This window comes from Sphingomonas sorbitolis (genome assembly GCF_036663875.1).
GTDB lineage: Bacteria > Pseudomonadota > Alphaproteobacteria > Sphingomonadales > Sphingomonadaceae > Sphingomonas.
In genome coordinates this window covers 1-13,388 of sequence record NZ_JAXOJS010000002.1, presented here as the reverse complement: position 1 = coordinate 13,388, position 13,388 = coordinate 1, and the positions used below count along the sequence as shown (strand labels likewise).

At 64.1% G+C, this 13,388-nt stretch carries 9 protein-coding genes; 4 read left to right on the top strand and 5 right to left on the bottom strand.

Annotated features, from left to right (window positions below; all coding sequences use genetic code 11):
- Positions 1-20 precede the first annotated feature (20 nt).
- Complete coding sequence (locus U1763_RS05325; RefSeq protein WP_332754430.1) at positions 21-1,373, bottom strand: metal-dependent hydrolase family protein; 1,353 nt, start codon at positions 1,371-1,373, stop codon at positions 21-23.
- A gap of 174 nt (positions 1,374-1,547) precedes the next feature.
- A complete protein-coding gene (locus U1763_RS05320) occupies positions 1,548-2,306 on the bottom strand; it encodes a FadR/GntR family transcriptional regulator (RefSeq protein ID WP_332754953.1) in 759 nt (252 codons plus the stop codon).
- 135 nt (positions 2,307-2,441) lie between these two features.
- Here U1763_RS05320 and U1763_RS05315 point away from each other — a divergent pair, with 135 nt between their 5' ends.
- From U1763_RS05315 to U1763_RS05300, 4 genes are read left to right on the top strand one after another with little or no spacing between them, the layout of a single operon-like run.
- The gene (locus U1763_RS05315; protein WP_332754429.1) at positions 2,442-2,600 is read left to right on the top strand and encodes a hypothetical protein; all 159 of its coding nucleotides are present in this window, start codon (positions 2,442-2,444) and stop codon (positions 2,598-2,600) included.
- Between the two features lie 53 nt (positions 2,601-2,653).
- On the top strand, positions 2,654-3,646 hold the full coding sequence (araD1, locus tag U1763_RS05310) for an AraD1 family protein (protein ID WP_332754428.1): 993 nt from the start codon (positions 2,654-2,656) through the stop codon (positions 3,644-3,646).
- A gap of 2 nt (positions 3,647-3,648) precedes the next feature.
- On the top strand, positions 3,649-4,575 hold the full coding sequence (locus U1763_RS05305; RefSeq protein WP_332754427.1) for a Gfo/Idh/MocA family protein: 927 nt from the start codon (positions 3,649-3,651) through the stop codon (positions 4,573-4,575).
- A 7-nt stretch (positions 4,576-4,582) separates the two neighbouring features.
- Positions 4,583-6,169 carry an alpha-N-arabinofuranosidase gene (locus U1763_RS05300; protein WP_332754426.1) on the top strand — a complete coding sequence of 529 codons (1,587 nt, stop codon included), beginning with the start codon at positions 4,583-4,585 and terminating at the stop codon, positions 6,167-6,169.
- 109 nt (positions 6,170-6,278) lie between these two features.
- On the opposite strand, the gene U1763_RS05295 is transcribed toward U1763_RS05300, so the two are convergent.
- The 3 genes from U1763_RS05295 to U1763_RS05285 form a co-directional block, all read right to left on the bottom strand.
- Entirely contained in the window at positions 6,279-7,751 is a 1,473-nt protein-coding gene (locus U1763_RS05295) for a sulfotransferase (RefSeq protein ID WP_332754425.1), read from the bottom strand.
- Between the two features lie 94 nt (positions 7,752-7,845).
- The gene (locus U1763_RS05290) at positions 7,846-10,986 is read right to left on the bottom strand and encodes a TonB-dependent receptor (RefSeq protein ID WP_332754424.1); all 3,141 of its coding nucleotides are present in this window, start codon (positions 10,984-10,986) and stop codon (positions 7,846-7,848) included.
- Between the two features lie 675 nt (positions 10,987-11,661).
- Positions 11,662-12,621, bottom strand: coding sequence for an alpha/beta hydrolase (locus U1763_RS05285; protein WP_332754423.1), 960 nt, complete (start codon positions 12,619-12,621; stop codon positions 11,662-11,664).
- Positions 12,622-13,388 lie beyond the last annotated feature (767 nt).

The following is a 13,388-nucleotide window of genomic DNA, read 5'->3' as shown; positions in this document are numbered from 1 at the left end:
GACGCAGCGCGGCCTACACGCTAGCGGAGGCCCCCGATCATCGATTTTGCGACGACACCGCGGTGCATGACGAACGTCACGTGTTCGAGCTGCGCGACGTCGTTCAGCGGCGAAGTCGCCACGGCGATGATATCCGCCGTCTTGCCGGGCGTGAGCGTGCCGATATCGTCGCGGCCGAGCAGGTCGGCGGCGCCGACGGTGGCTGCCGCGATCGCCTGTGTCGGGGTGAGGCCGTTCTTTACCATCAGCGTGAACTCGGTCGCGTTGTCGCCATGCTTGGAGACACCGGTATCGGTCCCGAACGCGACCTTGACCCCGGCCGCATAGGCGCGGCGGTGGCTCGCGGCCATGGCGGCGGCGGCGGCCTCGGCCTTGACGATCGTGGCAGGCGGCAATGCGCCGCCGCGCGCCTGTGCGAGTGCAGCGACCGGCGCGATCTCGGTTGGCACCAGATAGGCACCCTTCGTCTTGAACAGCCGGATCGTCTCGTCGTCGAGGAACGTGCCGTGCTCGATCGAATCCACGCCGGCTTCCAGCGCCGACCGGGTCCCCTCGGCAGCATGACTATGCGCGGCGACCTTGCGGCCGAGCGCATGCGCGGTCTCGATGATCGCGCGCATTTCCTCCGGTGTCATCGCCCGACCCAGTCCGCCGCTGACGTTGGACAAGACACCCCCGGTCGCTGCGAATTTGATCACGCGCGCGCCCAGCGCAACCTGTGCCCGCACGGCGCGGCGACAATCGTCGGGACCATCGCACAGGTTCACCTCCCTGGCATGGACCATGTCGGCGAACTCCTCGGCGAGCCCGTTGCCGCCATCGCCATGCCCGCCGGTCACCGAGATCATTTCGCCGGCGTTGGTGATGCTCGGCCCCTCGACCGTGCCGGCGTCGATCGCATCACGCAGCGCGCGGATGCCGCGCGGGTCGCCGCCGAGATCGCGGACCGACGTGAAGCCTGCGGCCAATGTCGTCCGGGCGTTGGCGACCGCGGTCATCTCGTCGTCGAACCGATCGCGGTTGAGCGCCTCGAGCCGCGCCCGCATCGGATCGCCGCCGATACCCCAGAGATGAACGTGCATGTCGACCAGTCCCGGGAGCACGAACGCCGTCCGCAGATCGACCAGCGTTGCGCCCGGTTCTGGTGTGACGAAGCCATCGCGCACATCGACGACCTTGCCGTCGCGAACGATGATCGTGCTATTGCCCCGCGGCGCCTGGCCTGGTCGATCGAGTAGCGTTCCCGCCTGGATATAGGTTGTCGGCGATGGCTTGGCCTGACCCCATGCGGGTATCGCGACAGTCATCGATACGGCCAGTGCACTAGCCACCGAGACTGTCGTTGCCAGACCGATCAGACGTATTTTTTTCATTGTCATCTCCCCCGTTGCGCCATGCTTGCCGAAGCGCGGCACGGCGGCAAGGGGGCATCGCGCCGATATGGGGCTGCCGGTGACGTCTAGTCCGACAAAATCATATCATACGGTCTGCGGGTGACCGGCAGCGTAGCGGGGATGCACGGGTAGGAGACCCCGAGCGACGGCGCGTCAGCGCGCCATCGCGAGCTTCGTATCCTCCAGTGCCAGATCGACCAGCGTCCGCATCGCCGCGCTGGCCCCGGCAGCATCGCCTGCGGCGATCGCATCATAGACCAGCATGTGATCGGGGATCGGATTGCGGGGCAGGGCGCGCGCGCGCATCTTGAACTGGGTGGTCCAGTTGACCGCGGCACCGATGCTCGCGCTCAACACGATCAACGCATCGTTGCGCGTCGCGGTCAGTATGGCATGGTGGAACTCGCGATCGGCGGCGCGACCGGCTTCGGTCGCCAGCGTCAGCCGCCGCATCGCCGCCAACGCATCCTTCATGAGCTTGAGGTCGGTTCGGTCGCGGCGCTCGGCTGCGAGCGCGGCGGCTGCCGGCTCGACGATCGCGCGCAATTCGAACAGCCCACGGACGAACGCGATGTCGGGTTCGCCGGCAAACGCCCAGGCAAGCACGTCGGGATCGAGCAGGTTCCACCGGCTGCGCGGCAGGACGCGGGTGCCGATCTTCGGACGGCTTTCGACCAGCCCCTTGGCGGTCAGGACCTGCACCGCTTCGCGGTAGGCGCTGCGCGAGACGTCGAGCGTCTTCGAGAACTCGACCTCGCCCGACAAGGTATCGCCGGGCGCATACTCACCCGACAGGATCGCGGTGCCCAGCTTGTGCGCGACCGCCCCGTGCAACCGGCGTCCCGTTCCTCGCCCGACGCGCGGCGTGATGACGTCGTCGGTCCCAGCGCCGATCGCGGCGCCATCTTCCATACCGTCTACACCGTCAGTTGTCGTCATCGTGCCCGCTCCACGCGCCAGACGTAACAGCCCGGCCCCGATCAAGGAACGACAAAGATTGCAAAAGCCAAACGGGGCTAATATGTCCGAGTATAGGGGAGGGGCGCTATGTCCAACAGCAACGAGAATGCGCACGTCCACGCGGCGACCGCCGGGCGAATCCTCGCGAACGGCTGGCCGACCGGTGGCGAGGTCGCGCTTGCGATGCTCCATGGCGGTGACGGTACGACCGCGCTGCGGCTTATCGACGGCGTTCCCGCCAACTGAATCGAAATATCGGGGACGAACCGTCGTAACGGCGTCCCGCTTAGGAGAGAGTGATGACTTTGCGCCTGTTGCAGCATGTTGGCGTCAATGGCACGCGATCGGTGATCGCTGCCACCAACGAGGGGGCGGCGTTCGTCACCGGGGTCGACAGCGTCCGTGCGCTGGCCGAGCGCGCGATCGCCGACGGCACCGATCTCGCCGCCGCGGTTGCGGCCTTGGGAACGGGCGCGAGCGTCGACATCGCCGCCGAGCTCGCCGCGGGTCGCCTTACCTCGCCGATCGATCATGTCGATCCCGCCCACCTGATCATGACCGGCACCGGCCTGACGCATCTCGGCTCGGCCGAGGGCCGCGACAAGATGCACCGTGCCGCGGCGGACGCCGAGACGCAGACCGATTCGATGCGGATGTTCCTCGAAGGCGTCGAGGGCGGCAAGCCTGCCGCGGGGACGCGCGGCCAGCAGCCCGAATGGTTCTACAAGGGCGATGGCTCGGGTCTCGTCGCACCCGGCGCGCCACTGACGATGCCCGACTTCGCTGAGGATGGCGGCGAGGAGCCCGAGCTTGCCGGGATCTACCTGATCGGTCCGGACGGCACGCCGTTCCGCCTGGGTCTCTGCCTCGCCAACGAGTTCAGCGACCACGTCACCGAGCGCCACAACTATCTGTGGCTGGCGCATTCGAAGCTGCGCCAGGCATCGCTCGGGCCCGAACTGCTGGTCGGCACGCCGCCTCAGCATATCGAAGGTGCGAGCCGCATCCACCGCGACGGCGCGCTGCTGTGGGAAAAGCCGTTCCTCTCGGGCGAGGCGAACATGTCGCACAGCATCGCCAACCTCGAGGCGCATCATTTCAAATATGATCTGTTCCGTCGTCCGGGCGACGTCCACGTTCATTTCTTCGGCACAGCCACGCTGTCGTTCGCCGACGGCGTGACGACTCGTGAAGGCGATGTGTTCGAGATCGAGGCGGCGCCGTTCACGCTCCCCTTGCGCAACACGCTGACCAAGGCCGCGCCGCAGCCCGTCGTCGTGAAGGCGCTCTGAGCATGGCCGCTATCAGAATCGCCGTCGTCGGGATGGGCAAGATCGCCCGCGACCAGCATCTACCCTCGATCGCCGGGAATCTGGACTTTGAGTTCGTTGCGAGTGTCAGCCCGCGCGATCCTGGCGTCGAGGGTATCGCCAACTTCAAATTACTCGAAACGCTGCTCGCCGACGGTCCGCCGATCGACGCGATCGCGCTCTGCACGCCGCCGCAGGTGCGCTACGAGCTAGCCTCGATGGCGCTCGCCAAGCGCGTGCACGTCTTCCTCGAAAAGCCGCCCGGCGCCACGCTCGCCGAGGTCGATGCGCTCGAAGCGCAGGCTGCCGAGACGGGAACCACGCTGTTCGCCGGCTGGCATTCGCGGTTCGCGGCAGGTGTCGCGCCGGCCAAGGCGTGGCTCGCCGAGCGTAAGATCGAGCGCGTGTCGATCGTCTGGCGCGAGGACGTTCGCGTCTGGCATCCGGGACAGGCGTGGATCTGGGAGCCGGGTGGGCTCGGCGTCTTCGATCCGGGCATCAACGCGTTGTCGATCGCGACCGAGATCCTGCCGCAGCCGTTCTTCCTGACGGCCGCGACGCTGTCGACGCCCGCCAACCGCGCCGCCCCGATCGCTGCCGACCTGACCTTCCGCAGCGCCGCCGGCACGCCGATCAGCATGGATCTCGATTGGCGCCAGACCGGCCCGCAGAGCTGGGACATCACCGTCGAGACCGACGCCGGTACGCTCAGCCTCGCCAAGGGCGGCGCGGTGCTCACCCTGCCGAGCGGCACGGTGCATAACGACGACGAGGAATATCCCGGCCTCTACACCCGCTTCGCCTCGCTGATCCGCGGCGGCCGAAGCGAAGTCGATACGACCCCGTTCACCCTCGTCGCCGACGCATTCCTGCGCGGCACCCGCACATCCGTGGAGGCTTTCGATGATTGAGGCAAAAATGACCCGGACTCTCAAGGGCCTCGCCGCCGCGCTGCTGCTGTCGACCGCAGGCATCGGTGCCGCACAGACCGCCCCACAGACCGCAGCGCCAGCGGACGCGCCAATGTCGGCGGCGGCAACCGTGACCGTCCACGCCGACACGCCCGGCCCGACCTATGACCGCCACATCTTCACGCAGTTTGCTGAGCATCTCGGCACCGGCGTTTATGGTGGGCTGTGGGTCGGCGAGAAGTCGAAGATCCCCAACGTCCGCGGCTTCCGCACCGATGTCGTCACCGCGCTCCGCGGGATCGCGGTACCGGCGGTGCGTTGGCCGGGCGGCTGTTTCGCCGACGAATATCACTGGCGCGAGGGGATCGGCGCCAAGGCCAAGCGTCCGGTCAAGATCAACACCAACTGGGGCGGCGTGACCGAGCCCAACGCGGTAGGTACGCACGAGTTCATGTATCTGGTCGGCCAGATCGGCGCGCAGGCGTATATCTCCGGCAATGTCGGCAACGGCACGCCGCAGGAAATGGCGGAGTGGGTCGAATATATGACCTCGCCCGCTGGCACACTGGCGGACGAGCGCGCGAAGAACGGCCACAAGGCGCCGTGGGCGGTGCCGTTCTTCGGGATCGGCAACGAACTGTGGGGCTGTGGCGGCAACATGCGCGCGGAATATGCCGCCGACGTGACGCGGCGCTACGCCACCTTCATCAAGGCGCCGGCGGGCACGAAGGTCACAAAGATCGCGAGTGGGGCGAACTCGGCCGACTATGCGTGGACCGAGACGATGATGCGCGAGGCCGGCGACCAGGTCGATGCGCTGTCGATGCATTACTACACGGTGGCCGCGCCTTGGGAACACAAGCTCTCGGCAACCGTGTTCGGCGAGGAGGAGTGGGCGCATGTGCTCGCCGAGACGCTGAAGATGGACGAGATGCTGACCAAGCACAGCGCGGTGATGGACAAATACGACCCGCAGAAGAAGGTGTGGTTGGCGGTCGACGAATGGGGCACCTGGTATGCACCCGACCCCGGCACTAACCCCGGCTTCCTGCGCCAGCAGAATACGCTGCGCGATGCGATGGTGACCGCGATCAACCTCAACATCTTCGCCAAGCATGCCGACCGCGTGAAGATGACCGCGATCGCGCAGATGGTGAACGTGCTGCAGGCGATGATCCTGACCGACGGCGCCAAGATGGTGCTGACGCCGACCTATCACGTGTTCGCGATGTACAAGCCGTACATGGACGGCACCGTCCTGCCAATCGACATCAAGTCGCCCTGGTACAATAAGGACCAGTGGACGATGCCGTCGGTCAGTGCCTCGGCGGTACGCGGCAAGGACGGCGTGGTGCGGATCGCGCTCGCCAATCTCGATCCGAACAAGGCGACGAGCGTCTCCGCGGCGCTGCCCGGCGTCACCGCGCAAACCGTCACCGGTCAGGTGTTGACCGCGCCGGCGATGACCGCGCACAACACCTTCGACGCGCCCAACGCGGTCGCGCCGACGGCGTTCAATGGCGCGCAATTGCGTGGTGGAACGCTCGCGGTAACGCTGCCGCCCATGTCGGTGGTGATGCTCGAGCTGAAGTGATCATGACGCCCGCCGGATCAACCGGCGGGCGCATAAACCCAGCGAACGGATCGGTTTTTCGCCAATAGGCGGTCGTGCGGCGGGATCTGGCGTGGGCGGATGCTCGCGATCACGATACTGCCGCCAACGCGGCGCGAGATCGCTCATAGGCTTCGACGAATGGCGTCATCCGCGCTGCGTAGGGGACTGCGGCGCCGATCGCGCGTCGATACAGCGGCTCGCGGACTTGCGCGACGCTGGCGGTCGCGACCGGGCGCTTCAATCGATGAAAATCGAGCATCGCGGGTTCGAAGGCGAGCCCGACATGGGCGGCAATCCGCGGCACCCAGGCGGCGATGTCCTCCACCAGCGCTTCATACGGCACGACCAGCAGACGAGTGCCGAGCATGCTACGCCAATGATCGAACAGCATGTCCTCGACCGCGAAGTGGCGTCCGATCATGTCCAGGCTGAACGTCCAGCCTAGCCCCTGGCTGAAAAAGGTTCGGAAGCATGACCAGGCGGTATCGATCGGATCGCGGCGAACCCACACGATGCGCGCGTCCGGCATCGCAACGCGGATCAGGCCCGCATATCGGCTCGTATCAAGGCTTTTGTCGACGAAACGCGTCCCTTCGATGCCGCGCTGTTGCGTCAGGTGGGTGTACGCTGGCCCGATCCGACTCCAGGCCTGTTCGGGGGTCGGATTTGCCAGGAAACGGTGCCGTATGCGCTCGGCGCTGGTGCCTCCCGCGTCGCCCATGGCGATCTCGAGCAGGTTAAGCTCCCCGCCGCTCGTCACTTGGGAGTGACTTGCCAGGATCTGGTCGATCAGCGTCGTGCCGGAGCGCGGCAGGCCGGTTACGAATATCGGCCCGGTCGACATCTGATCGGGCAATGCGGCACGATCCAGCCACGCCTTGTCGAGAGAGCCGACCAGCGCGCGCGCCTCGACTGCGTCGGGTTCGGGATCCCATGCCCGCTCTCGCTCCAGCAGTCTGGCACCCTGTTCGAACGCCGCGAACGCCCGGTCATGATCGCCGACATCGTCCCAGGCTTTGCCCGCTGCATAGAGATAGGCACCGCGGGCCGCGGGTAGGGTGCCTTGGGTGGCGCTGTCCGCCGCCATCAGGGGTGCCCATGCCGGATCCCGAACCGTCAACCGCCGGGCATTTGCGATCGCAAGCCAGGTCATGCCGGACGCGGGCCAGATGCGGGCGGCGGCGTGCAGATGATGCAGTCCCTGTTCGGTGTCGCCCAACTGAAGATAGGCGGTTCCCATCAGATGATGCAGTCTTGCGTCTTGGGGGGCTGTGGTCACCAGCGGGGCAAGCAAACTGATCGCATCCGCGATGCGCCCGGCATTGGCGAGAATGTCGGCGAGTTGGAGCATCCGCTCGAGATCATCCGGCTTCCGCGCAACGAAACGGCGCATCGCGGCGATCGCTAGCGGCCACTCGGCGACGCGCACCGCGAACCGTGCGACTGCCTGCCATTGATCACCCAGCGCAGCATTGGCAGCGAGCAGGCCGTTGGCGGCATCGACCGCGGCACCCCGATCGCGACGATTGAGCGCAGCGACGAAATCGGCGGTAGTGACCATCGGCAAAACACCTCCAGCAATTGATATCTGCCCTACGCAGAAAAGGAGCCGGCCGAGGCCGACTCCCTTTTCCGTCGCGTGATCGATCGTCGATCTAGAAGTCGAAACCGAGCTGGAAGCGAATGTAACGCGGCGCCTGATAGCTGAGCGGCGTGCCGAAATCGACGCGGGGCGCACCGTTCGCCTGCGTTCCCAGTTCCTGGACGTCCAATGCCGCCTTCTCGTTGAACACGTTGAAAACGTCGATACGGAACGTGCCGCTGAACAGATCGGACGGCACCTTGATCGCCGCGGTGATGTTCGTCGTGGTCTGCCAATCCGACTTGATGACAGAACCGCGCGGGGTCAGCTGACGATCCGGTACGGCTTCACCCGCGGCAAATGGCGTGGTGCGGATCGAGCCGTCCGAGTTGACGTTGCAATAGAAGCCCGCTGCACCGTACGCCCCTGCAAAGGCATCGACGTTGGTGGGCACGCGACCGATGCAACCGAACCGCCGCGGCGATTGTGCCGAGAAATTGGCACCCAGCGTCAGCCAAGGTGTTGGTGCGTAGGACCCGTACAGCTTGAACTTGTGGCGATTGTCGGTGGGCAGATAGCCATAGGCGCCGTTGGTGAGGCCGGGCTGATCGAATGCGGTGGTCAGGCCGGAGTCTTCCTGGCCATTGTCCGAACGGATGCCACCCTCGATGTTCCCTTTGTTCTTCGAGTAGGTGTACGAGCCGTTCAGGCTCCAGACGCCATCGAAGTCTCGGTCGAACGTGACCGTCACGGCCTTGTAGGTACGGCGTGCCTTCGGATAGCCGAGTTGTTCGCCGGTAAAGTCGATCGTGCGGACGGTGGTTTCGCCCGGCAGGACGTCGGACAACTGGATCGTCGCCGCGGCGCCGGGGTTGGTCAGCACATATTGATGGAAGCCGCTATAGATCGACGAACATGCCGTTCGAGCCGCCTCGCCGACGCCGCCGATGTTGTTGTCGACGCAATATTGGTTGACCGCTGCATCGATCGCGACGTCTTCAAGCGACTCGTTCAGCTTGCGATACTGGCCGAACATGCCGACGCGTACGCCGCCGCCGAGATTGCGCTCGACGCCCAGGACGAATTCATCGACCGACTGTGGCTTGAGGTTCTGCGACACCGTTGCATCGGTCGGCGTAGCGGTGCCATCACCTGTAATGTCGCAGTTCAGGATGCCCGTATCGGGGCATGCCGATCCCCCTGCATACAGAAGCGCCGAGCCGATATTGGGCAATCCTCGATCACCGACGCCGTTCAGGACGTTATAGCGGGTGTAATCCAGTTCCGCACCGGCGAGACGGATGTTGGTGTTGGCTGGCACCGGCAGGAAATACCGCCCGTAGAAACCGTAGACCTTCGTCAGGCCATCGCCGAGCGGATCGCCGGAGAAGCTCAAGCGCGGCGCCCACTGGTTGCCGGACTTGAAATAGGTGTCGCCATTGACGTTCTTGTTCTCGAACCGGTCGTTGCGGACGCCGAGGTTCAGCGTCAGCCGGTTGTCGAACAACGACCATGCATCCTGGATATAGAAGGCCTCGTTCTTCGACTTGAAGATGCCGCCATTCACGAACGTGCGGGCCGAGACATATTGCGTGCCGGCGGGGGCGAACGGATCACCGGCCTGCGCGAGAATATAGGTGTAGGCGACGTTGCCCGTGTAGCTGCTGGTCGTATCCGAGGTCAGGTTTTCACGGTCGTACCCGCCCTTGATGTGATGCTTGCCGAGCAGGTTGAAATATAGCTCGACATCGCCGCGATAAAATTCACGCTCGTCGCTCGACGTACCGATGGCGTTCAGCGGGTTGCCGGTCACGCCGCCGCCCGGTCGCGTATCGCTGATGAACGGATAGGCATCGTCGGCCGACCCGCTGATGTCCTGGTTCTTGTTCTTTCCGTAGGCCGCCGACAGCGTCAGCCAGTTGGTGAACTGGCCTGTGTAGCGCCCGACGTAGTTCTCGCCACCGAGGCGCTCGACAACGGTGTTCTGATACGCGCTGATAACCGGAGCGCCGGTGCTCGGGTTGGCGGCGCGAACCGTGTTGTAAGTCCGGCCGTTCGAATCAAGGAGCCCATAGCTGTTGGTCGTCGTCTTCTGCGACGAATCGAAATAGGTGAATTCGAGGCGTTGGCCGTCGGTGATGATCGCGTCGATCTTACCACCGAAGAACGGCGACCGGGTCGACTGGTTTTCACGACGTAGTCCGGTGCTTCCGGTTACCGCCGTCGCGACGCTGGAGGTGAGGAACGTGTCCCCGCGCGAATTGTCGTTGAACTGCGCCAGGCCATAGAAGAACAGGTGATCCTTGATGATCGGGCCCGACAGATAGAAATTGGTCTGCAGACGGGTCTGGTCGTCCTGCTTGTTGTAGTTGCCGAGCGTATTCGGCGCATCCTCGCGCAGCTGGTTGGGCTCGTAGCTGAACAGCATGCCGCCGTGGAAATCATTGCCCCCGGACTTTGTCGTGGCGTTGACGAAGCCGCCGGTAAAGCGCCCAAATTCGGCAGGAATAGAGCCGTTCTTGACCTCGATCGTGTTGTAGAACTCGAACGGTACCCCGACGGCGCCGAGGCCCTTGCGGAATTCGGTGATGTTCAGCCCGTTGACGAAGAAGATGTTCTCCGAGACGGACGAACCCGACACCGAGGCGAGGTTGCCGAATGCGCTGTCACCCGCGGCGGTGCCCGGTGCGAGGAGGATGACCGAGGTCAGATCGCGGGCGACCGGGACGCGGCTGGCGAGTTCGCCGATCGGGATGACCGCGCCGGTGGTGGTGCGATCGAAATCCGAAACCTGGACGCGGCGCCCCTTGACGACGATTTCGCCGTTATCGCTGGCACTCACGGCGGCGAGCTGGAACTCGTTACCGGCGGTGGACTGGGTCAGGTTGACATTGGGATCGGTGAAGGTCGCAAACTCGGGGGCTTCGATCGTGAACGTATAGGTGCCCTGCGGAAGCGCCGGAACGCGGTAGGACCCGCCGTTATCGGTGGTCGCGGTGCGCGTGAAACCCTGAGCGTTCGACGTCACGGTCACCTTGGCCTTGGCAACACCCTTGCCGGCGGCGTCGACAACGCGCCCGGTCGCGGTCACGTTGGTGAAATCCTGCGCTGTCGTCGGCACCGTAAGGATCGGTACTGTCGCGATGCCTGCGCCTAGCAGCGCCAAGGCGCGCAGTGCAGCGCCGCCGCGCAACGTATTGGTGATGGTGATCATTCGATGTCCCCCTGGTGAACCGGATTTTTTCCGAGTTCAGTCGCCCACCAAGGATCGAGCGGTGCCCGTCAGTGGTGAACATGACGAGAAGATGAACGGCAGGTTATGTTTGTGTAAAGCCGTAACATACTGCCAATTGTAATTTACTTCGCACTGTAGCGAAAAGGACACAAATGTGAGTGCGGGCATCACAGGTATGCCTCATTTGTACGCAACCTCTGTTGCATCGCACAATAACTAGGCATCGCGTGTCTGTGTTATAAGCTAGTTCAGTCTGGCGTATTGTAAGAGTGAGCCTCCAAGGCGTGTTGCGTGGGGTATTGCTGAAGCTGATCGTCAATATGACCACAGCCGCACTCGTGCGGGACGCCAGTATCACGCCCGGATATGGGCATCGGCCGGAGAGGCCGAGGGGCCGGTGGTGTTGGTGAGGAGCCGCTTCTAGGGTCGCGAGCGCCGTGGCGAGGGAGAACGGCCCAGGGCATTGATCGTCGCGGTGCCAAATGCTGCCTCAATTTCGATCACGGTGGGCGCGATCCCGATGTGATCGACGATGGCACTGCGGCCCACCCTGCGGCGACTAGATCCCATCCGTTGCAGGATGTGCGCGACTGCCGACCCGATAATGATTCGGAGGATCCTACGCAGTCCAGCGGCGTGCCGGTCCGCAGAGTATCACCGCGTTCGTGTAAGAAGGCCGTGCATGGCCATCCAGCGGGTGAATTCCTCGAACCACCCCGTGCTCGTGGTAGGCTTTGGGTACATGCCGAAGCCATGACCACCCTGTTCGAACAGATGGAACTCGACTGGACGTTTTGCCGCGCGCCAGCTCTCGATCAGCTCGAACTTGCCAGCGCCGAAGAATGGATCGTCGGCGGCCAGAGCGACGAACATCGGCGGCGCGTCCGCTGGCACCGTCATTGCTGCCAGCGGACCATAGATATTGCCGATGAACGCGGGCTTTGCATCGCCGCCGGCAATCGTGGTGGCCATCGTCAGCATCGCCCCGGCGGAAAAGCCGATCATGCCGATGCGCGATGGGGCGACATGCCATTCGCCGGATCGTTGCCGGACCAAAGCAAAGGCGGCGCGCGCGTCGGCAATCTGCGGCGCCAGGCCCGCGATCATCGCATCGGGCTGGGCGCGGGGCGGCTGCCGGCCGGCGGCGAACATCTCGGCCATCGATCGCTCGAATGCCGGCATCGCGACCGGTGTCGGGTTCAGCCGATATTTCAGGACGAACGCCGCCACGCCCTTGGCGGCCAGCGCACGGGCAACGTCCCACCCTTCGTTCTGCATCGATAGTGTCCTGAACCCACCTCCCGGGGCAACGATCACCGCGGTCCCGGTCGCGATGGCCGGATCGGGCAGGAATGGTGTCAACGTGGCGAATGTGACGTTGCGGACGAAGACGCTGCCATATTGACTATGCCATGCTTCGGGTGCGGTTGACCGGGGCAACTTGCCGGTCCCAAGTTGGACCGCGTCCGACTGTGCAGGGGCTGCGATCGGCACCATCTTGTCGTTCTGGGCAGAAACGGGCGCCGCCATCAGCAGCGCGGCAACCATGCCGATCCGGGTAAACGGGACGCGCGGGTACAGGCCTCTGGCGGTTACGCTCGTTATGCGACTCATGCTCGCTCTCCCTGGGTCGTGTTCTTAGCGGACACAGTAAAGAGAGCGCTATCATTGTCTACTGTGAGCGGGGGCAGGGCGATCGTTGTCGGAAGAGGTGTCGCATGCGAACGATCGAAAGCATCGTTAGGCAGCAGTATCGACCGCTACTCCGAGGGTCTCGTTCGCTCGACCTGTTGATACGGGATTGCGCGCGGTTTCCATCCAAAGCCGGAAGCGGAGAGCGAAACCCAATCGTTGTGTTCGGCACTGGTCGTTCATGTCGACGGCAATCGTCATCCAAGTCAGTGGAGCGGCTCGGCGGCGCTGACCGCTCAACTGCGTACGGTTCGCCGAGTTGGCCTTAGGTTTGGGTCCGTTCTGTATCTCCGACGACCCGTTGGTGCGGGCACGAAGCCCGCTGAGCGCTAGCCGGCCAATTTTCCGAAAACCGACCCGAAACTGTAAAAAAGCGTTTGACGGTGTGGCGAGGTGGTCTTAGAGGGGTGTCACCGCAGCGGAGTGCCTTACTGGTTACCGCGGCGGTCGCAAAAAACCAGATGCTGCAGCTTTCTCGGAAGGGAGGGTTATGCGAGTGTCGGTATTTTTGTCGGCTCTTTGACATTGTAGGTTAAGATGAAGGGACATGTGGGCGGCGGCTTGCGGTTTCTGGGGTCCTCAAGGCTCCGGAGTATCGTTTAAAGCTAAGTCGTTCTCATATGTCCTTCACATATTCCATATGTAATGGACACTCTGTCTGGCTTTGGTCGGGTAGGGTGTCTGAATGA